Annotated in this window: 16 protein-coding genes; 9 read left to right on the top strand and 7 right to left on the bottom strand. The window is 69.7% G+C overall.

Translation table 11 applies throughout. The features are described from left to right. Positions 1–162 precede the first annotated feature (162 nt). The gene (locus G6O68_RS29800) at positions 163–2997 is read right to left on the bottom strand and encodes a discoidin domain-containing protein (protein WP_165253064.1); all 2835 of its coding nucleotides are present in this window, start codon (positions 2995–2997) and stop codon (positions 163–165) included. A 446-nt stretch (positions 2998–3443) separates the two neighbouring features. On the opposite strand from G6O68_RS29800, the gene G6O68_RS29795 reads away from it, so the two are divergent. Both G6O68_RS29795 and G6O68_RS29790 read left to right on the top strand, forming a co-directional pair. Beyond that, positions 3444–4448 carry a tetratricopeptide repeat protein gene (locus G6O68_RS29795; RefSeq protein ID WP_165253062.1) on the top strand — a complete coding sequence of 335 codons (1005 nt, stop codon included), beginning with the start codon at positions 3444–3446 and terminating at the stop codon, positions 4446–4448. 389 nt (positions 4449–4837) lie between these two features. Next, positions 4838–5464: a hypothetical protein gene (locus tag G6O68_RS29790; protein WP_165253060.1), complete on the top strand. Its 627-nt coding sequence runs from the start codon at positions 4838–4840 to the stop codon at positions 5462–5464. A gap of 35 nt (positions 5465–5499) precedes the next feature. Here G6O68_RS29790 and G6O68_RS29785 read toward each other — a convergent pair whose 3' ends face one another. From G6O68_RS29785 to G6O68_RS29765, 5 genes are all read right to left on the bottom strand, one after another. After that, positions 5500–5934 (bottom strand): RbsD/FucU family protein, encoded by a 435-nt coding sequence (locus G6O68_RS29785; protein ID WP_165253058.1) that lies wholly within the window; start codon positions 5932–5934, stop codon positions 5500–5502. Between the two features lie 194 nt (positions 5935–6128). Beyond that, positions 6129–7577, bottom strand: a complete 1449-nt coding sequence (locus G6O68_RS29780) for a tetratricopeptide repeat protein (protein ID WP_165253056.1) — start codon at positions 7575–7577, stop codon at positions 6129–6131. A gap of 163 nt (positions 7578–7740) precedes the next feature. Further along, positions 7741–9087 (bottom strand): tRNA modification GTPase, encoded by a 1347-nt coding sequence (locus G6O68_RS29775; protein WP_165253054.1) that lies wholly within the window; start codon positions 9085–9087, stop codon positions 7741–7743. Positions 9088–9126: 39 nt separating this feature from the next. Continuing rightward, positions 9127–11424 (bottom strand): membrane protein insertase YidC, encoded by a 2298-nt coding sequence (gene yidC, locus G6O68_RS29770; protein WP_165253052.1) that lies wholly within the window; start codon positions 11422–11424, stop codon positions 9127–9129. Positions 11425–11655: 231 nt separating this feature from the next. Beyond that, complete coding sequence (locus tag G6O68_RS29765) at positions 11656–12423, bottom strand: metallophosphoesterase family protein (protein ID WP_165253050.1); 768 nt, start codon at positions 12421–12423, stop codon at positions 11656–11658. A 399-nt stretch (positions 12424–12822) separates the two neighbouring features. Between G6O68_RS29765 and tsaB the strand changes: the two genes are divergently transcribed. The 7 genes from tsaB (at position 12823) to G6O68_RS29730 (ending at position 21063) form a co-directional block, all read left to right on the top strand. Next, positions 12823–13536, top strand: coding sequence for a tRNA (adenosine(37)-N6)-threonylcarbamoyltransferase complex dimerization subunit type 1 TsaB (gene tsaB, locus G6O68_RS29760; protein WP_240911568.1), 714 nt, complete (start codon positions 12823–12825; stop codon positions 13534–13536). A gap of 77 nt (positions 13537–13613) precedes the next feature. Further along, positions 13614–14660, top strand: coding sequence for a DUF1559 domain-containing protein (locus G6O68_RS29755; RefSeq protein ID WP_390625407.1), 1047 nt, complete (start codon positions 13614–13616; stop codon positions 14658–14660). Positions 14661–14693: 33 nt separating this feature from the next. Next, on the top strand, positions 14694–15539 hold the full coding sequence (locus G6O68_RS29750) for a class I SAM-dependent methyltransferase (protein WP_165253048.1): 846 nt from the start codon (positions 14694–14696) through the stop codon (positions 15537–15539). Positions 15540–15690: 151 nt separating this feature from the next. Then, positions 15691–16791 carry a DUF1573 domain-containing protein gene (locus tag G6O68_RS29745; RefSeq protein ID WP_165253046.1) on the top strand — a complete coding sequence of 367 codons (1101 nt, stop codon included), beginning with the start codon at positions 15691–15693 and terminating at the stop codon, positions 16789–16791. 144 nt (positions 16792–16935) lie between these two features. Further along, positions 16936–18546, top strand: coding sequence for a multiheme c-type cytochrome (locus G6O68_RS29740; RefSeq protein WP_240911566.1), 1611 nt, complete (start codon positions 16936–16938; stop codon positions 18544–18546). Positions 18547–18571: 25 nt separating this feature from the next. Beyond that, positions 18572–18928: a DUF962 domain-containing protein gene (locus tag G6O68_RS29735; protein ID WP_165253042.1), complete on the top strand. Its 357-nt coding sequence runs from the start codon at positions 18572–18574 to the stop codon at positions 18926–18928. An 827-nt stretch (positions 18929–19755) separates the two neighbouring features. Continuing rightward, positions 19756–21063, top strand: a complete 1308-nt coding sequence (locus tag G6O68_RS29730) for a site-specific integrase (RefSeq protein WP_240911569.1) — start codon at positions 19756–19758, stop codon at positions 21061–21063. Here G6O68_RS29730 and G6O68_RS29725 read toward each other — a convergent pair. Then, positions 21035–21337 (bottom strand): hypothetical protein, encoded by a 303-nt coding sequence (locus G6O68_RS29725; protein WP_240911565.1) that lies wholly within the window; start codon positions 21335–21337, stop codon positions 21035–21037. The genes G6O68_RS29730 and G6O68_RS29725 overlap by 29 nt on opposite strands. Between the last annotated feature and the right edge of the window lie 38 nt (positions 21338–21375).

Below are 21375 nucleotides of genomic sequence, written 5' to 3'. Positions count from 1 at the left end.
CTAGCCCTAGCGCGGTCTACGGCTCCGTCGTCCGAGGGCGTGACGACGAGGCCTGGTCGTCGATCAAGGAAGCCCTGTGACTAAAGGTCTTCGAGGCGGTCGGTTGTAACACCGCCGCCTCAAAAGGGTCGACACCGATCTCGAGGGACCTGACGGGCCGGATCAGTCTCGCGTGGTTCGCAACCCTGGACGGCCGACGCGGGAGGCGAAGGCTTGCGGGGTGAAGGGACGCGGGGATCGATTGGCGAAGGTCGCCGGAGCGAGCGAGCGTCGTGGAGCGGGCCGGACCGGCGCGGTCGTCGGGGCTTCGCTCGACGCCGCGAGCGGGGCCGTCGCCACGGGGGCGGCGGCGACCGCGGTCCAGCTCGACCAGCCCGGTCCGTCGGCCGCGAGAGTCGCCGACGCGGCGGCCGGCGTGCCGTAGACCTGGACGTCGTAGAGCGAGTAGTTCCTCGTCGCGTTGAGCTTCGTGGCGAGGATCCTCACGAATCGGCCCGCGCCGGAGAGGCCTCCCTGCACGTCGACTCCCGCCTTCGCGTTGCCGACGACGGAGCGGATCGAGGTCCAGCCCTGGCCGTCGTCGCTCACCTGGATTTGATAGTCCACGGCGAAGGCGGCCTCCCAGTTGAGCGCGACCGCCGACAGTTGGTACCTCGCCCCCAGGTCGATCGCGATCCAGCCGGTCTCGCCGGACTGCATCCACTGGCCGCTCGACCAGCGCGACGCCTGGTTGGCGTCGACCGCCATCGAGGGAGCGTAGAAGTTGCCCTCGTTGGAGGAAGACGTCGCGACCTTCCCCGTCGCCAGGTTCGTCAGGCGTTCCCCGTAGACGTTGAGGTCGTAGAGCGAGTAGTTGTTGTGGACCGGACCGGGCTGAAGGCAGAGGATCCGGACGTAGCGGCCGACCCCGCCCAGGTCGCTGAAGAAGGCCGGGCCGGAGTGCCCGTCGCCGGTCACGGCGCGGAGGGTCGTCCAGGTCTTGCCGTCGACGCTCGCCTGGATCTCGTAGCGGGCGGCATAGGCCGTCTCCCAGACCAGTCGGACGTCGCGGATGGCTGAGATCGCGCCCAGGTCGACCGAGATCCAGGCCGACTGCGACCCTTGCATCCACTGGCCGCTCGACCACCGGCTGCGGGAGTCGCCGTCGAACGCGCCGGCGGGACCGAGCTGGCCCGACTCGGAAGAGGTCGCCGTGGCCGCCTTACCCCGGGCGAGGTCGTCCAGCCGCGAGCCGGCGACCTGGAAGTCGTAGAGCGAGTAATTATTCGCCCCCGCACTGGTCTGGGTGCAATAGACCCGGACGAACCGCCCCTGCCCGGAAAGGCCCGAGAGCGTGACGAGGCCGTCGGACTGGTTGCCGTTCACCGTCTTGATCGTGGTCCAGGCCGAGCCGTCCTCGCTGACCTGGATCTGGTAGTCGACGGCGTAGGCCCGCTCCCACTTCAGGCGGACTTCGTCGATCTGATAGTAGTCCTGGAGGTCGACGGCGTACCAGGCGTTGGACGTGCTCTGCATCCACTGGCCGCTCGACCAGCGCGTAGAGGAGGAAAAATCGACCCCGAGCGCCGGGTTGTACGACCAGGACTCGATCGACGAGGCCGTTGCGGGCTTGCCGGCGGCGAGGTTCGCGGCCGGGCGCACCTCAAGCGCGTCGACCCGGGCGTCTCCCTTCACGCCCTTGAAGTCGAGCTTGATCGCCCCGGAGCCGTCGGCCTGGACGATCAGGTCGCGGGCGACCGCGCGGTCCTTGCCGCCGGCGGCCGCGAAGACGTCGAGGGCGAAGATTCGCGTCTCGCCGTTGACCAGGACGTCGAACAGGCGGAGGCCGGGGGCGTCGTGGACGGTCTCGGCGAAGTCGAGGCGGACATGGTACATCGCGCCGGGCGTCAGGCCGTTGAGCTTGTAGGAGAAGGCCTGGCCGGATCGCGCCGTCCGGAAGACCGAGGCGGCGGGCGGGGATTCGAGCCCGGCCAGGTCGACGGCCGCGGTGGTGGTGGAAATCGAGCCCCCCGTGTAGTAGGCGTCGGCCGCGGAGCCGGCGTCGATCACGATCGTCCCGCCGGCCGTGGGGAAGCCGTTCAGCGCGCGGGCGACGGCGGCGGCGGGGTCGAGCGCGCCGCCGGTCTTCGACCACGCGCCGACGCTCTGGGCCCTGGGGGTGGCGGTCGACTCCAGCACGTCGAGCACCTGCCGGGCCGAGGTCCCGGCCGGCATCAGCTCGCGGACGACTCCGGCGACGCCCGAGGCGAAGGCCGCCGAGTACGAGGTGAAGCCCTCGGGACCGGCGTAGGCGCCGACGTCGACGTGGACCGGGCCCCAGCTCGAAGGCGCGGTCAGCTTGCCGGACGAGTCGACGGCCGCGGCCACCAGGACGTTCGTGGGGGTCGGCCGGGTGAAGGAGTAGAGCGGGTCGTCGGCGTAGGGGGGGAAGACCGGGATCAGGTCGATGTTCCGCGCGGCGTTCCCCGGGGCGGTGACGACGGCCGCGCCCTTGGTCTCGGCGTACTGAATGGCGTCGACGAGGGTCGAGCCGTGCCGGGGCGAGCCGGGGTCGTAGTTGCTAGGGTTGTACGAGAAGTTGACGCTCAGGTTGATGACCGAGGCGCCGTGGTCGGCGGCCCAGTAGATCCCGCGGATGACCGCGCCGGCGTCGATGTTCAGGCCCGAGGAGGTGTCGCGGATGGGCAGGATCTTGACGTCGGGGGTGCGTCCCGAGGCCGTCGCGGCGGCGACGATGCCCTGGACGGTCATGTTCGCCACGACGGAGCCGTGCCCGTGGGCCAGGCTGGTGTCGAGGATCGCCGACGCGCCCACGTCGGCGTAGGTCTGCTTGTTGTAGGCGTCGTAAGCTGAGGTCAGGTCGAGATAGGGGACGACGGCGGCGTCGTTCAGGTCCACCCCGGAGTCGATGACGGCGATCAGGGTGGTGGGTAGGGTGCGGATCTCAAGCGCGAGCAGGTCGAGAAGGCGGGCGGTCGCGCCTCGTCGTCGAGTCATGGTGGTTCAGCCTCGTGCTCGGGGTGTTTGTTTCCGTTCGGTGTGCCATGGACTCGAACGTCTCCCTGCACTTGCATGATCTCCTACTGGGAATATAGCCGCCGTTTCCGCGACGGCGGGTTTCCCGCGCGTTCGGCCGGCGAGGCGGGTCGCATAACCTAAACGGGTCGGAGAATCGGCCGGAGCGGAGGGCCCGCGAGGGGGTTTCGAGAGGCCGTTCCGAAAAGGTCGGCGGCCCCGGCTATCCGATTGACAGCGATTGGTTGCACTCCTAGAGTGAGGTTGCGTCCCTCCCGATCCGCCGCCCCCTCGCCTCTCGATCCATCCGTCGCCGAGCCTTCGGCCCCTCTCCTTCGGCCGCGGGCCGCTCTCGGCGGGCGGGGCGGGGAGGCCCCCCGGCCCGGTCCAGGTCGCCCCCAAACCGTCAACCCGCGAGACGCTCCGCGATGAGAGGCATCGAGATCTACGACCGCCTGCTCGACGTGTTCGGCCCCACGGCCATCACGCAGCTCTTCTATGCCGGCGTGTTCCTCGTCGTCGCGGCGGCCCTCTTGCTGTCGATCGGCCGGCTGATCTGGGTGGCGCGGGGGATGGGGATCGTCGGCGTGCTCTGCTTCATGCTGGGGTTCTTCCTGATCCACGAGCAGAAGGTCGTGGAATCGAAGGACGAGCATGTGACGATCACCCACTGGCGCTATTCGCCCGCCGTGCGGTTCCAGGTCCGCGTCGCCCTGCTGGGCCTGCCGGCCGCGGCCTCCTTCCTGATGCTCCAGGTGCTCTGGACCACCCAGCGGCGCCAGCGCTCCACCGTCCCGGCCTCCATCAAGGAGGGGCGGGTGCGGATGATCCGGGGCGACCTGGAAGGGGCGCTCGATTCGTTCAACGGGGCCCTCAGGATCGCCCCGTATCTGGGCGAGGCCTACTACCATCGGGCGACCGTCTACCGCGCGATGGGCCGAACCGACGACGCGCTGGTCGACCTCGACCACGCGTTGCGGTGCGACCCCCAGCTCTCCGGCGCCTACCTGATGCGGGGCCGGCTGCTCACCGAGCGGGGCGAGCTGGCGACGGCCGAGGCCGACCTGGACCGCTACCTCGTCATGCGTCCCAGCGACGTGGAAGGCTACCTCCACCGCGGCCTCTGCCGCGCCGCCGAGGGCCGAGACGTCGAGGCCGTCGCCGACCTCCAGCGCGTGCTCAAGCTCACCAATCATTCCGACTACGCCGAGCCCGCCCGCGCCGAGCTCGACCGCCTCTACGCCAAGGTCCCTCAGGCCGAGGAGACCGAGGCCCTCCCCCCGCCCGACGTGCCGGTCAGGTCCGTGCTCGACTCCCTCCCCAGGTACGACGAGCACGCCGACGACGCACGCAACCGGCAAGACGGCGAGGCCCCCCCCGCGCTGCCAGGTGCGGCGACCCCCTCCCGCGACCGGATCCCGCCCGTCGTCTGAGTGCGGACGACTGCAGAAGCTTCAGGCCGCGGGGCTCGTAACGAGGGACGCTCGATGTCGCGCGACTCCTGGCGGTGGTTCGCGCCGAAGGGAATCCGAGGATGAGAACTATCGCTTCAATCCTAGTGAACCTGGAAGCTGATGATGCAGAGCTGCTGGCGAAGCTCTCTCCCTTGGCGCGGGCGCCCGGACGAAGGCGAAGATTGGAGATTGAGGCCGACCAGGATGACCCCCGCGTCGTGTCGGCGTTGGAGATCCTGGCCGAAGCCGGTCTCCAACCTCGCCCAAGCAGGGACGAGGGAGATTCCCCCGACCGGTATTATTTCTATTCGCTACGAAGGGTGTACGAGCCTCGCGAACTAGTGGAGTTCTCGCACTTGGAAATCGCGGTGGGAGAGAGATCCTGGCAGCCCTCAATCTGGGGCCGGACCCGCGACGGCGAGCTCATCGTCCCCGAGAAGCGCCTGGAGACCGAGCTCGACATCCTGAGCGGGGAAGGGAATTGCGTCTTCGTGACCCCCCGGGCGAGGGCCGCGCTGGAGCGGGCCGGATTCCGCGAGGTGACGTACCGCCCCACGTGCTTCGTGCCCTACGTCGTCGGGCTGGACATCTACGGCTACCCCGAGGAGGCCGTCCCGAACATGGACGTGATCGCCGAGACGGGACGCAAGGCCGACGAGCCGATCCGCTACTGGGAGATCGACAGCCCGCTCACCCTGCCGCCCGTCTCGCCGTCGATGGATCTGGCCGACCGCTCGGGAACGCCGCTGGAGCCGGAATGCGGCAGGTCCATCGTCAGGCGGGAGGGCTTTTTCGTCCCCGTGGAGCTGCGTTACCGGGCGGCGGACCTGTCGGCGTTCGGCCCGTTCGACCTCGCACGGACTTGCGAGGCTTTCACTCGGGACACCCGATTCGATCGCACGAAATGCTCGCTGATCGCCTCGCGGCGGTTCTACGAGGCCTGCGTGAGCGCGGGGCTTAGGGCGGAGTGGTCGCCGGTCCGGATCGACCCCTGAACTGGCGAATGGACAATCGGGCGCCTTCGGGTTCATCAGGAAGGCGGGATGATCCCCTTCTTGATGATGATGTTGCCGTAGAGGGCGCCCTCGCCGGTCGCGACCACGCCGAAGGTGGTCTTCGCACGCTCGTAGAAGGCGAACCGCTCGATCTGCTCCATCGCGATGTGCCGCCCCTCGGCGCTGTCGAGGATGCGCTGGTACTCGGCCCAGATCGGCGCCGGCTCGCCGGGCTTGTCCAGGCGCCGCATGAGCGCCACCGGCGCGTCCACGAAGCTGTCGAGCGGGAAGAGCTGGAGGATCGCCTCCAGGATCGCCGGCACGCCGTGGCCGTCCGCCCGGACGAGCCGATTGGCGCAGGTCACGGCCGGGAAGTTGGCGTCGGCGATCACCAGCTCGTCGCCGTGCCCCATCTGGGCGATCAGGTGCAGCAGCTCCGGGGAGAGGATCGGCGGGATTCGCTTGAGCATGGTCGGCGTCCTGGCGGGAACGGAACGGGACGAAACGACGGTCCGCGTCTCGCGGGCCGGGCGGACTCCAGAATAATCCGCCCGCTCGCCCGACGCCACGAGGCCCCGGCGTCGTCGCTCGGCGATGCGGACAGGACGATCGACGTCCCTCCCTGGGCGCTCGGAGCGACCGACGCCAGCCCGACCGACGGAACTCATCCAAGTCGCAGGGCGACGGACGCCGACGCCGCGGCCACGAGATTCCCGCCCACCGCGATGGCTTCCCGAAACAGACCCGCACGCTCCGCGGGATCCTCGGTCAGGGCCGCGAGGTCGACCAGGAGCCTCGTCTTGACGTCCGGCTCGGGGTCGGACGCCAACCCGGCCTCGAGGGCCGCGCGGGCGTCGGCCGGGCGGCCGAGCGCGGCAAGGGCCTTCCCGCGGTGCAAGAGCGCCGGCGGAAGGTGCGGACGTCGGTCCAGGAGTCGGTCCGCCAGCGTGAGCTTCCGCTCCGGCGGGGCCGTTCCGTCCTGGATCTGCGTAAGGGCCGCCAGGTCGTCGCGGCCCAATCGACTGGCCGCGAGTTCCCCCGCCAGCCAGGCGTCGGCCCGGCACTGGAACCATCCGGGGGCGAGTTCCTCGACGCTTCGGTAGGCGGCCTCCGCCTCCGCGTACCGGCCCAGATGGAGGAGGGAGAACGCCGCCAGGAAGCGGGAATGGGGATCGAAGGGGTCGGCCGCGGAGGCCTCCTCGAAGGCGGCCAGGGCCTCGTCGTATCGGCCGGCGGCGCCGAGCTCTTGGCCGCGTGCGGTCGCAGCGACCGCAGGCCGGAGCGTGATCCGGTTCCGCTCGAACACGAACTGGATGCGCATGTCGCCGGTCGGCCTCACCTCGTCGACCTCGCCGGTCACCCCGTCCACGACGGCGACGACGCGGTTCAAGGGCTCGCCGGCGCGGACGATCCGGGCCCGCGTCCGCCACCGTGACGCATCTTTCCCAAGGGTGACGGCTGCCAGACGGTCGGCGAACCCCGCGGCCTTCTCCGCCTGGCCGAGATAGCGGTGCGCCTCGAACAGGCAACCGAGATACGCAGCGATCCCCGCCGAGTCCCCCGACCGCTCGCAGCAACGAAGGGCGTGCTCGAGGTGAGACACGGCCTCGGCGGCCCGTCCGGCGTGGAAGTAAGCCTCGGCGAGAAGCCCATGGGTGATCGGCAGGAGCGAGTCGACCCCGGTTCCTGTCATCCCGCGGGAATCGATCAGGGAGTCGGCCAGGATCGACCGAGCCTCGTCGTAGCGCAACTCGGCCAGCAGTTCTCTGGACCGCCGGAGGGCCGACTGCCACTTCTCGATCGGGTTGCCGTCGGCGGGGCCGGTCAGCGCGGCCATCAGCTCAGGATGGCCGAGCCGGACGTCGAAGAGCTGGGCGATCGTCACCAACGAGTGGACGTACGCTTGGACGGCTGATGGGTCGGCCCGGATCTCCTCCGGCACCAGCTGCCAGGAGCGGAAATGAGCGAGGACGGCCGCCTCATTTGCGCGGGCCAGGCGTTCCAGTCGCCGGGAATCTCCCGATTGAACGGAGGCGAACAGCTCGTCTCGCAATCGAGCCGGGTCGGGGATCGGTGATTCGGCCTTGCCGTACAGGCGATCGAAAAGTCCCACGTCTTGCCTTCCATCCGGGTGCGGCCCGTATCCGACGGTCCGGTCGGCAGCGGCCTTGTAAGCGATCGTGGGATCCCCCGCCGACCTTCCGTCCCTCGAAGTCCGGACGAGATCGATCGTATTGATCACCAAAGCAAACGACAACTTCGATCGGGACGAAACCTCACTTCCCGATGCAGAACCGCGCGAAGATCCTGTCGAGCACGTCGTCGGCGACGATTGCGCCGGTGACCTGGCCCAGCTCGTCGAGGGCGGTGCGCAGCTCGAAGGCGATCAGCTCGTCGCCCGCCCCGGAGCGCATGGCCGAGGCCGCGTCGCGGATCGCGGCGGCCGCGCCGGCGAGGCTGTCGCGGCATCGGGCGGAGGTGCCGGTGGCCGCCTGTTCGCCCTCCCGGCCCCGGATCGCCGACGCCAGCGCGACGCGGAGGGCGTCGATCCCCGTCCCGGCCTGGGCGCTGGTGACGAGCCAGGTCGATCGTTCATCGGGGGGCGGCCCCGCGCGGTCGGCCTTGGTCCAGATTCGGAGGGTGCGATCGTCGGCCTCGCTCGCCTCGATCGCGGGCGAGTCGGCGGACGCGCAGGCGAGGATCAGGTCGGCGCGGGCGGCCTCGGCGGCGGCCTGGGCCTGGGCCTCGGAGGCGATCGGCCCGACGGCGGCCTCGACGCCCGCCGTGTCGACCAGCTCGACGACGAGGCCGTCGCAGCGGCAGGGGGCCGCGAGGTAGTCGCGCGTGGTGCCGGCCATCGGCGAGACGATGGCGTGATCGTCGCCGAGCAGGGCGTTGAACAGCCGGCTCTTGCCGGCGTTGGGAGGGCCGACGAGAACCACGCGGGGGTTGCCGTCGATGCGGTCGCGGGTTCCCAGGCGGGCGGTCAGGTCGTCGAGCGTCTCGGCCTCTCGGGCCAGTCGGTCGGCCAGGACGGCGCGAGCGATGGGGTCGACGTCGGCCTCGTCGACGAAGTCGAGGTCGGCCTCCAGGTGGGCGAGCAGGTCCAGCAGCCGGTCGCGCAGGGCGTCGATCGGACCGGCGAGGCCCCCCGCGAGCTGTTCCAGCGCGGCGTCGAGCCGGCGGGGGTCGCGGGCGTCGATCACGCCGAGCACGGCCTCGGCACGCGTCAGGTCGATCCGGCCCGAGAGGAACGCCCGGAGCGTGAACTCGCCCGGCTGGGCGAGTCGGGCTCCGCCCTCCAGGCAATGGGCGAGAAGCCGGTCGAGCAGCGGCGGCGAGCCCGGCGCGTGGATCTCGGCCAGCTCCTGGCCCGTATAAGTGCGGGGCGCGGCCCAAAGCGTGATCTCGGCCGGCAGGGGAGGGCGCAGGCCCGGCAGGCGGTAGCGGCCGGAGACCAGGGTCGGCCGGGTCGGCGGCGGGCCGGGCCGGTCGGCCTCGAACCCGACCAGGGCGATCCGCCACGCGCCGGGGCCGGAGACCCGGACGATCCCGCGAAGGCCCGGCCCGGGGGCCGAGGCCGTCGCGGCGATCGGTTCTTCAGGATCGAAGGCCGATGACACGGCGGTCGCGCCCCCGGTGCGGCCCCGATTGTGCTTCGATCATTTCCGGCCCGGCCGGGAGCGTGGCTTGCCGCGATCGCGGCGGTCGTCGGGGCGATCGGGCCTCTCGGGACGATCCGGATTGCCGTCGGTGCGGTCCTTGCCCCGGGGTTCCTTGCCATCGCGATCATCGACGATCTTGCGATACGTCGGGTCCTTCTTCGCCTCTTCGAGCACGCGGTTCCAGAACTTGGCGAGGCCCCCCTCGGGCTTCGCCGGGGGCGGCGGCGGCACGGCCGTTCCCCGCCTGGCGCTGCCGTTGGCGCCGATCGCGGCCTTGGCGTTCTCCTCCGCATCGGCGGGGTCGACGTCGTGGATGATCTTGGGGAGCAGCAGGCGCTCGCCGATCGACCACAGGCTGCTGGTGATGAAGTAGAGTCCCAGGCCGGAGGGGACCTTGTAGAACATCACGGCCATCACGACCATCATGTACTTCATCGTCTTCTGCTGCATCTCCGCCTCGGGCGTCGTCGGCGGCGGGGTGAACAGCTTGGTCTGGACCATCATCAGGCCGACGACCAGGATCGGCAGCAGGTTGAACCAGTGGCCGAGGAAGATGATGTCGAACGGGAACCGGAACAGCATGTCCGGCGCGGCGAGGTCGTTGATCCAGAGGAAGGAGGACTGCCGCAGGCCGACCGACGTGTTCAGGGCCTGCCAGAGGCCCACGAAGATCGGCAACTGGACCAGAGCCGGGAGGCAGCCGCTGACCGGGTTGGCCCCGTGCTTCTTGTACAGGGCGAAGGTCTCGCGGGTGAGCCGCTCCTTGTCGTCCTTGTACCTCTCCTGGATCTCCTTCATCTGCGGCTGGAGGTGCTGCATCTTCTGGGCCATCATGGCCTGCTTGCGGCCGAGGGGGAACAGCAGCATCTTGACGATCACGGTCAGCAGGATGATCGCGATGCCGTAGTTGCCCCGCGTCCCGCCGAAGAAGGCCGCCACCTGCTCGGTGACGGAATAGGTGAACGAGAGGATCGGCGTGATGAAGTAGCGGGCGATGGTCGGGGCCAGGGGGATGATGCCCTTGCGGTAGACCGCCAGCTCCTCCGCCCCGTAGGGGGCGAGGGCGGCCTCGGTCTTGGGCCCGGCGAAGACCAGGAACGAGAAGCTCTGGGGCGTGTTGGGCCCGACCTTGATCGGCTTGGAGCTGATCCGCACGCCGACGTCGGACTTCTGGATGTCCTGGGCGTGGCGCTCGAGGACGAAGGCCGTCGTCGCGCGGTCGATCCGGTCCTCCTGCGAGACCGGGGGCGGGACCGGGGCGACGAGGATCGCGAAGTACTGGTTCTCCACGCCCGCGAACCGCAGCGGGTTGATGGTGGAGTCGAACAGCTTGTCGGTCGCCTTGGCGATCTCGTACGCCGTGTGGGCCGTCAAGTTCACGGCGCCGCCGGCAACGGTCCCGAAGAAGACCTCGCGGAAGGTGGCCGTGTACCACTCGCCCTCGATCGGGATGCCGTAGGGGCCGAGCAGGTTGTAGGCGAAGGTCCGCTCCTGGTCCGGGCTCTCGAACTTCAGGTCGAACTCGAACCCGTCGGCGTTCTGCCAGAGCCGGAAGGTCTTGGTGACGACCACGCCGTTGTCGGCGGTGACGCGGAAGACGGCCTCCTGGCCCTCGACGGCCGGGACGCCGTCCCCGGCCTCGCGCTTCAGCGGCCGGACGGCGCGGCCCTGGTCGTCGCGGACGACCTCCCAGAGCTGGGAGTCGAGCAGGTCCTCGACGACGGGCGCCTCGGGGTCCAGGGCGGCGAGCTGGGCCCGGTCGATGGGCCGGAGCGGTTCGCCCCGGCCGGGGGCGTCGGCCGGGCTGAGCGTGAGCGTCAGCGACGGGGGCCACGAGGCGGAGGCGGCCGGCTTCGTCCGGTCGCGGCCGATGAGCTGCATCGGCAGATGTGGGTTCACCCGCCCCTCGAAGTCGGCCTCGTAACGCGACGAGACGGCCGAGTCGACCCCCGCCCCTTTCTGGTCGAGCTGGACGGCGAACCGGTAGCCGGTGGGCGACTTGTCCGCGAGCGAGCCCAGTACCAGCTCCGAGGCCGGGACGACCTCGATCTTCGGGGCGGCGTCGGCGGCGGCCTTGATCGTCGGCGCCGGCTCGTCGCCGGCGGGGGGCTCGTCCTGCTTCGCGACCGGCGGCTCCGCCTTCTTGGCGGCCGGATCGGCCGGGGCCTTGGCGACCGCAGGGTCCTTCGGCCTCGGCGGGGGGGCCAGGCCGAGCCAGGTGAGCAGATAGGGGGACCCCATCACCCACGCGAAGGTCAGCATCACGAACAGGACGAGGCGACGCTCATTACTCATGAACCAGATATCCCGAAGCGGTTGGGCGGGGCGAGTCGAGGGCGATGCGGCCAACCTGCCTCGGGCCCGGCGGACCGGCCCGGGCGTGTCCAGGAAGGACGCCCCGGATTCTCAGGACTGATTGTCGCCGCCCCGCGCCAAGTTCGCAAGCCGGACCGGACGCCGCGGCTCCCCCCGCGCGTGTCCGCGAGGGTGGCCGGTCCATGGCGTCGACTGGTGGGGCGGGGGCGTTCAGCGCCCCTGGCGGAGGCGGTCGCCCAGGAACGGCTCCAGTTCCGGGATCGCGTGGATCTTCCGGATGGTCGTCTCGAAGTCGTAGGGGACGCGGCGATAGGTGATCCTGGCGGCCTTGCCGGCCTCGCCCTCGTCGAGCAGGAGGTAGCAGGCGCGGGGGTCGCCGTCGCGAGGCTGGCCGACCGAGCCGACGTTGATGAGGAGCTTCCCGTCGCCGAGGGAGTACTCGTTGTCGATCTCCTCCGGGGCGAAGAACTGGTAGCCCTCCGTGAAGACGCCTGGGACGTGGGTGTGGCCCTGGAAGCAGTACCGCTCGACCAGCTGGAACAGCCGCTCCATCTTGCGATGGTTGTAGATGTCCTCGGGGAAGATGTACTCGCTCAGGGGGTTGCGGGGCGAGCCGTGGACGAACAGGAAGGGGGGGAGCTTGTGCGACCTCGGCAGCTCGCCGAGGAATTCCCAGCGGCGCTCGTTGCCGGCCCGGTCGGTGGAGCTTTCGAGCTGGCCCCGGGTCCAGAAGATGGCCCGCTCGGCGCCGACGTTGAAGCCGTCGGGGTCGAACATGGCGCCCTGGTCGTGGTTGCCGAGGAGCGTGACGTGGCAGTTCTCGATGACCAGGTCGATGCACTCGCGGGGGTTGGGGCCGTAGCCGATCACATCCCCCAGGCAGTAGATCTCATCCACCCCCTGGTTCGCAATGTCGCCGAGGACGGTCTCCAGGGCCTCGAGGTTCCCGTGAATATCGCTGATTAACGCACGACGCACCGAGGGGGATCCTCCGACGAGAGGAGGGAGACCGGCCACCAGGAAGACCCGTCGTTCGGCCTGGAGCATTCCGGGGGGACTGGCAAGGTTCGACCCCCCCATCATTCTGGTCTAGAGGTCACGCACGGCGTCGGGGAGTGTCGAGTCCGACTCCAATCCAAGGATAGAGCGACGGGGCCGCAACGGTCAAGTTCGCCGGTTCACGCCCTCCTCACAATCTCCAAGCTCGAGCCCAAACGTGGCCGCAAGGACACATTCTGGGCGAATGAGGCGGTTTCCGAAGGCCGGGTCGCGACGGCGTCGCGAGACGAAGCATGGTCGCGAGGCGGGGTTTCGGCTAGAGTCGGCGGTCCGTCCTCCGTCCCCGCTTCCGGCAACCCGGGCCTTGCGAGTCGCGTCGTGTCGCATCCGATGAACCTCCTCGCCGTCGACACCTCGGGCGACCGCTCGGTCGTCGGGCTGCTGACCGGCTCCGGCGCGATCTTCGAGGCCGAGACCGACGCCACCCGCAAGCACGGTCGCGACCTGATCCCCGGCATCCGGGAGCTGCTGGAGCGGGCCGGGGTGAGGGCGGTCGACCTGGCCTTGATCGGCGTGGGACTCGGGCCGGGGTCGTACACGGGCCTACGGATCGGCCTGACCGCGGCGCGGACGCTCGCCTACGCGGCCGGCGCCCGGCTGGTCGGCTTCGACAGCCTGGAGGCCGTGGCCGCGAACGCCCCGGACGACGCCCCGCGCGTCCTCGTCGTCGGCGACGCCCAGCGGGGCGACGTGTACGCCTCGGAGTTCCGTCGCGAGGCCCCCGGCGCGGCGCTCGTCGCGACCGGGCCGAGCCGGATCGAGCCGCTGGCCGCCTGGGCCGCCCGGGTCGGGCCGGAAAGCCTGGTCCTGGGCCCCGGCCTGCGGAGCCCGGCGATCCGATCGAGCCTCGCCGGCCTCGGGGATGTCGACCCGGAAAACCCGATCAATCGACCTTCGGGACGCCGGATCGTCGAGCTGACCCGCCGGCTGGCCGGGGCGACCCCGCCCGGCGACCCGGGGGACCTGGAGCCCAACTATCTCCGCCGGAGCGCGGCCGAGGACCAGTGGGACGCCCGCGCGGCGTCGCGATGACCCCCCGGTCGTCGTCGATTGTGGCGGCGGGTCGGGTCGATTAAGATGAGGCCGTCCGCCGTTTCCGCCCACTGGAGGTGCCTGGCTTGTCCCCGCCCCGATCCCCCGCCCGCCCCGCGTTCACGCTGATCGAGCTGCTGGTGGTCATCGCGATCATCGCCGTGCTCATCGCGCTCTTGCTCCCCGCCGTGCAGGCGGCCCGCGAGGCCGCCCGACGCGCCCAGTGCACGAACAACCTCAAGCAGCTGGCCCTCGGGGCGCTGAACTACGAGTCGACCCACCAGACGATCACGCCCGGGGGCTTCACCCGGCGGGCGGCGCTGGGGGGCTCGATGTGGAATTTCAGCCCGCTCGTCCACATGCTGCCGTTCTACGAGCAGGCGAACGTGTTCAACATGGTGAACTTCGCACCCGGCGTCTTCACCGCCGAGAACGTCACGATCGCGGGGGTCGCCATCTCGGCCCTCCAGTGCCCGAGCGACGCGACCAGCTACGACCTGACCCCCGTGAACGCCGGCCAGTACGCGAGCCTCCCCGCCGGCGAGTGGAAGCAGGCCAAGACCAGCTACGCCGGCATGGTGGGCGCCTGGAGCCTGATGCTCCACGTCGACAACCCGACGTTCGAGGTCCGGAAGCAGAACACCAACGGCACGATCTACGCCCACAGCTCGACCCGGCTGGCCGACATCACCGACGGCGCGAGCAACACCGTCCTCTTCGCCGAGCACAACCACGGCCTGTTCGACTCGGCCGGCCGCGCCCAGTATCACGGCTGGAACTCCGGCTTCTGGACCGACTCGCTGATCGGCGGCTACTACCCGGTGAACGGCGCCCTGAAGGTCATGCGGCTGAGCGACACCACGGCCCGCGACTACATCGCCTTCAACATCGGCAGCCGCCACCCCGGCGGGGCCAACGTCGGCCTGGCCGACGGCAGCGTCCGGTTCCTGAAGGACTCCATCGACTGCTGGCCGATCGACCCCGCCACCAAGACCGCCAACGGCCTGATCTTCAACGGCGACGGCCGAGGCGTCATGACCATGACCCCCGGCATGAAGGTCGGCGTCCTCCAGGCGCTCTGCACCCGCAACTTCGGCGAGGTCGTCTCGGCCGACTCTTATTGATTTGGATCCGATCCCGACCTCACCGGCGCCGCCATGCCCCAACCTCCCGCCGACCAGGCCCGGACGAAGTCGACCTACGGCCTCCAGTGGAACCGGTTCCGGATCGTCCGGGACGACGAGGACCGGGCCACCTTCGCCAATCGGACGGGCCTCAAGGCGGGCGACCTGGCCGGGACGCTCGTCCTCGACGGCGGCTGCGGGATGGGCCGCTACCTCCGCGTGGCGGCGGCCGACGTTCCCCGCCTGGTCGTCGGGCTGGACCTGAGCGAGGCCGTGCTCGCCGCCCGCGACCTGACCGAGGGTTCGCCCAACGTCGCGATCGTCCGGGGCGACCTGCTCCGGCTCCCGGTGGCCGAGGGCTCGTTCGACCACATCTACTCCATCGGCGTCCTGGACCACACCCCCGACCCCCGCGCGGCGTTCCTGGGCCTGGCACGGCTGTTGAAGCCCGGGGGACGGATCGCGATCTGGATCTACGAGCGGGAAAGCCCGATCGTCGAGCGGATCATGGACGCCCACCGGGCCGTCTCGACCCGCCTGCCGCTGGGGCTCTTGCTCCGGCTCTGCCAGGCGACGGCCCCGATCGGGGCGATCAAGCGAAGGCTGATGACCAGCCGTCGGCGGCTGGTCGAGCGGGCCGGCGTCGCCTTGCACGCGCTGACGATCGGGGTGTCGATGCACCCGGACCCCGAGGTCCGGGTCTGCGACACGCTCGACTGGTACGCGCCGAAGTACCTCTCGCGTCACACCGTCGAGGAGGTCCGAGGCTGGTTCGCCGAGGCCGGGCTGGTCGACGTGGTCGACCTGAGCCTGGGCCAGCGGTTCCACCACGAGGGGCAGGGGAACGGCGTGAACCTCGCCGGCCGCCGCCCCGCTTGACCCCGGAGAGCGGGGGTTTCTAAGATAAAGTCACCCGTCGCGTGAACGCCCCGAGGGGTTCGGTCGTAGAAATCGCATCCGTCATCGCGGCGACGCCCCGTCCTGCGCCGGCCGTCTTCCTTGCGGTCGTCTTAACCGGAGAACGAGCAACATGTTGCGGTGGGTCATCCTGGCGGTCGTGGTCGTCGTGCTGGCGGCGGGCTCGACGGTCCTCATGAACATGTCGGCGTCGACGAGCTCGACATGGAACCTGCCGGTCGCGCCGGCGAAGGCCGGCCCGGCCCCCAAGGCCGTGGTCGACGGCGAGTTGACCTACCAGTTCGGCGAGATGGGCCAGCAGCAGACCGGCAAGAGGTCCTGGAAGCTGACCAACGCCGGCGACGCGGACCTCCAGATCTGGAAGGGGACCTCCACCTGCATGTGCACGGTCGCCAAGCTCCAGAAGGAGGGGGACAAGCTCACCCTCAAGCCGGGCGAGTCGACCGACATCGACATCGAGTGGAAGACGAACTTCGTCACCGGCGACTTCCACAAGGGCGCCAACATCGAGACGAACGACCCCGAGAACCCGACGTTCCCGCTGTTCGTCCACGGCAAGATCAACCCGCCGGTCGTCATCATCCCCGGCGACACGATCGACCTGGGCGCGGTCAACAGCGACGAGGAGAAGACCGTCTTCGTCCCGATCTTCTCCCCCGACAAGCCCGAGACCAAGATCACCGAGATCAACACGTCCAAGCCCGAGTATCTGACGACCGACGTGGACCCGATGTCGGAGTCCGAGCTGGCGAGCAACAACATCAAGGCCGGCCACAAGGTGAACCTCCACGTCAAGCAGGGGTTCCCGATCGGCCAGATGCGCGAGGAGGTGGTCATCCACACCGACCACCCGCTCCGCCCCGAGATCAAGCTGACGGTCGTCGGCTCGGTGACCGGGCCGATCAGCGTCGTCCCCGACCGGCTGCGGATGGTCACCGTGCGGAGCAAGGACGGGGCCGCCGGCGAGGTCTCGCTGCTGGTCCGCGGCGGCAAGGAGACGCACTTCGAGGTCGCCCGGAAGCCCGAGAAGGTGGAGGTTTCGGTCGAGCCCTCCGAGTCGGCCGGCGGCGCCAAGGGCCGGTATCGCATGAAGGTGAGCGTCCCCAAGGGGACCGCCCCGGGGCTGATCGACGGCGAGGTCGTGCTCAAGTCCGACCTGCCGGGCGTGGCCGAGCTCAAGGTCCCGGTGAGCTTCCTGGTCGGCGGGAACTGAGGGCGGAGCCCGCCCCGGATTGACCTTATCGGTCATGGCCCCGCCGAGTAGACTGCGCGACCGGCGCCCGACCCCGCGACGACTCGTCGGGTCGGGCGCCCCGTCGCGCGGGACGCGATGAGTACCAGCAAGGAGGGATCGACGTTGGCCCATTCATCTCTGAGGTCGTCGGCCGCGGTCGCCACGGCGGCCGCGCTCCTGGCTTATGTGGGATGCAGCCGCCCGGCGTCCGACCCGGCGAAGGACGGGGCCGCGACCACGGCGCTCCCGCAGTCGGTCCCCGACGCCGGCGCCGCGAAGGGCGAGGCCGCCGGCAAGTCCTCCAAGCTGTTCGCCCAGTGGGCGAACCCCAAGGCGATCCTCGTCGTGTCCGGCGAGATGGACGGCTACCTGGAACCCTGCGGCTGCGCCGAGGGGCAGATGGGGGGCCTGATCCGCCGGTATGACTTCATCGAGCGCATGCGGGCCCAGAAGCTCCCCTACGCCCTCATCGACCTGGGGAGCCTCATCAAGGACCCGGCCGGGGCCCGCGGCGGCTTCGAGCAGGCGAAGATCAAGTTCGGCATCGCCCTCAAGGCGCTCGCCAAGTTCAAGTACAGCGCCCTGGCCCTGAGCGCCGACGACCTGAAGGTCGGCGTCGGCGAGGCCTTCGCGCAGTTCCTCAACGGCCTGGAAGGGACCAAGCTGGTGGCGGCGAACGTCGTCCCCGGGGCGGGCTTCGAGGAGATGATCGTCCCCCACGTCATCACCGAGGCCGGCTCGGTGAAGCTCGGCGTCACCGCCGTGCTGGCCCCCGAGGCCCTCGCCAAGCTCGTCGACCCCGACAAGGAATCCCTGCTGCCGACCGTCAAGCGGCCCGACGAGGTCCTCGCCTCGGTCCTCGGCGAGCTGGAAGGGAAGAGCGACTATCAGGTGCTCATGGTCCAGGGCCCCCCGCAGGAGGCCCGCCGGCTGGCCGCGGCGTACCCCGGTTTCGACATCGTCGTCGCCACCTCGGAGGTCGCCGACCCCGAGCAGGACCCGCAGATGCTCAACAACGGCAAGACGATGCTGGTCAACGTCGGCCGGCGGGGCAAGTACGTCGGCGCGGTCGGCTTCTTCGACGGCTCGGCCCCCAAGTATCACCGCCTCGCCCTCACCCCCCGCTTCGACGGCCCGGCGACGGACGTCAAGAAGATCATCGAGGACGAGTACCGCGGCCTGCTCAAGGCCGTGGGGACCGTCGAGAATTTCCCCCGGCACGACTACGTCGGCGGCTCCGCCGGCGCGACCTTCGTCGGGGCCGCCTCCTGCAAGCAGTGCCACCCGAACACCTTCCTCAAGTGGTCGACCACGAGGCACGCCTACGCGTTCGAGTCGCTGGAGAAGGACCACAAGCCCGACGTGATCTATGACGCCGAGTGCGTCACCTGCCACACGACGGGCTTCGAGTACAACTCGGGCTGGAAGTCGGCCGAGGCGACCCCGAACCTCAAGGGGAACCAGTGCGAGAACTGCCACGGGCCGGCGTCGAAGCACATCGCCGCGCCCGACGACCTGGCCTTCCGCAACGCGCTCAAGCTGACGGCCGAGCAGGCGGACCGCAACCGCCTCTGCTACCGCTGTCACGACGAGGACAACTCCCCCAAATTCGACTTCGCGACCTACTGGCCCAAGGTGCTGCACAAGGGCCTGGACGACTACAAGGACCCCAAGGTCCACCAGGGGATCGCCGTCGAAGCGGCGGCCCCCGCCACCGCCGCCAAGGCCGACTGACGCCCGACACGGAAGGCCCCCGCCCATGAGCCAGACCGCCGCCCCGATCGAGAGCGAAAACGCGAAGCCCGCCCGCCTGGACCGGATGCGATCGACGTACCGCGAGGACCACCAGAACCCCGTCAACCACTTCCTGCACGTCGGCGTCGGCTGGCCGATCATGGCGTTCGCCGTGATCCTCGCCCCGTTCCGGCCGTGGTGGGCGCTGGGCCTGTTCTGCCTCTCCTATGCGATCATGTGGATGGGCCACTTCGTCTTCGAACGCAACCTCCCCACGATCTTTCGCCATCCGACGACCCCGTTCGTCATGGCCTGGACCGTGATGGGACAGATCCTCTCCGGCTTCGGCCGGCTGCTGACGGGGCGATCCGGACGCGACTGAGAGTTGGGCCTGCCCTGGCGATCTCCTGCGGGGACTCGGCGTTTCCACCCCGAATGCGGCAGAAGTCGTAGCTCGCGAGAGTCGGCATCCTCGAGGCCGGGAAGGGGTGAACCCCGACCCGGATCTTACGGTGAGGGGGATCGGGACCCCCGTTTCAACGCCGAGGGCCTCGCCGAGGTCACGTCACGGCGGCGGGAGGCGGACGACCTACGGTCCCGAGGAGGCTTCGCGGATCGCCGCCGATACCCGCCGCGACCCGACGCGTATGCTGAAGCGAACGGCTTTGGGCGGTCGGTACCCGACCGAGACGGCCCGGCCCTTGGACGCGGTCACGATGTGGTTCGGGTAGGTCGGCAAGCGGTCGGAACGCCGCCGCAATCGACGCGAAAGGGCCACGTCGGCGGCTCGGAAGCCTACTCCGGCATGACGATCGTGCGGGAGATCGAGTCCTCGCCGCAGCCAACCGATGGGCTCGTCGTTGCGGAGGCCTTCGGAGGCGTCGAACTCGTCTTCGCCCCCCTGGGCGAGCCGACGCACGGCGGAGGACGCGGGGCCGGATTGGCCGATCTCGCGATGAAGCGAACGGCCGGCTGGGTGGGAAGGCGGCTCGCCTGCACGTTCCTTCGAACGAACAGATCCCGCCGAGGGTCACCAATGTCACCGTCGGCGGGATCTGTTTATGGGAAACGAGTCGGGGCGAGGGGATTTGAACCCCTGACCTCTAGCACCCCAACCTAGCTTGTGTGGATCCCCATTGCGTCCCATCAAGGTCCCGCATACGCTCAAGAATCGCCGTCGCCGGGGGTTGCAGCGAATCGACGTCCGTGATGCGTCCCATCTGCAACCCGGTCGCGACGTCGGCCGGCGCGCAGCGGGCGCGCAACGAGGAGAACGCCATGCAGTGCTATCCGAGGAAGGTCGGCGATGGCTGGTACGTCGTCTTCCGATGCCTAGGCTCGCGATACACCGCCTCCCTGCGCACGGGGGACGAGCGGGAGGCCGACGTCAGGTTGGGCCCGATCAAGGATGCGATCTATCGGATCGAGAAGGGCCTTCTGGAGGTCCCCCCAGGGGCTGACGTGCGATCCTTCGTCCTGGCCGGCGGGCGGATCGCGGAGAGGCCCGCGACGCGACCGAGGACGACCCTGGGCGAGCTGCCCGACCTTTACCTGAACGCGATGCGGCAGCTGGAGGAGAACTCCCGGCTGACGGTCCGGATCCACCTGAACCACGCGGTCCGGATCCTGAAGGCGAGGACGCCCCTGATCGCGGTGGACCTCGCGAGGGTCGACGAGTATGTGCGGGTGCGGCTGTCCGAGGACGCCAGGCCTCTGAAGGCCGGGAAGGGCCCCAGCCCTCGGAAGATCCTCGGCTACACGGTGGCCAAGGAGCTGACGACATTGCGAGCCGCCATGTCCTGGGCGGCGGCCCACGGCCACGCCGAGTCGCCGCCGACTTGGGCGACGGCCGACGTCTCCCTCCCCAAGGATCGTGGCCGGGAGCCTTTCCGGACTTACGACGAGATCGTCGAGATCGTCCGCCGACGCGGGCTGGACGCCGACGAGGAGGGGCGGCTGTGGGAGTGCCTCTACCTGACCGGGCCCGAGGTGCGGGACCTTCTGAAGACGGTCGAGCGGGCGGCGGCGGACCCCTGGGTCTACCCCATGGTCGCATTTGTGGCCATGACGGGATGCCGCAGGGCGGAGATGGCGAGGTCCCTGGTCGACGACTGGGATCTCGGGGCTGGCCGCGTCTCCATCCGCGAGAAGAAGCGGGACAAGAGCGTGGACGTCACCACCCGGGACGTCGACCTCCACCCCGAGCTGGCTCGGGCGATGAAGGCCTGGTTCGCAATCCACCCCGGGGGGTCGTTCGCGATCTCCCCCTCCGGCGGGCCGGTGCGGGCCGACACGGCCTCCGAGAAGTTCAAGGAGGCCCTATCCGGGCACCCGAAGTGGTCGAAAGTCCGCGGCTTCCACGTGCTCCGGCACAGCGTCGCGTCCGTCCTGGCGAGCGAGGGCGTCGACCAGAGGTACATCGACAAAATCCTGGGCCACCAGACGGAGGCCATGAGGAAGCGGTACCAGCACCTGACTCCGGGCAAGGTCAAGGCTGCGATTGGTAGACTCTTCTGACCGAGGCCGGCCGCAACCCGTGGGCCTGGTAGCGGACGAGCTCCTCGTGGGAGACCTCCCACTCCTTGTTCGTCCCCCGGCCCACGGGCCGCTTGGTCGCCGCGACCCGTCCCTCGCGGCACCAGTTCCGGACCTGCTTCTCCGCCTTGCCGACGATCACCGCGACCTCAGCCGTCGAGTAGGAATCCTTGATCGCCCGCTGGGACACGAACGTCTGCAGCAGGGACTCGATGCGGGCCAGCCGCTCCTTCAACTCCTTGACGTCGTCTTCCATCCGGATTCCCCCTGGTGTTGAACGTGACGACGAGATCC

It is taken from the genome of Paludisphaera soli (assembly GCF_011064595.1).
In the GTDB taxonomy this organism is placed as follows: Bacteria; Planctomycetota; Planctomycetia; order Isosphaerales; family Isosphaeraceae; genus Paludisphaera; species Paludisphaera soli.
The sequence above is the reverse complement of the archived record's forward strand: the minus strand, read 5'-3'. Positions and strand labels throughout refer to the sequence as shown.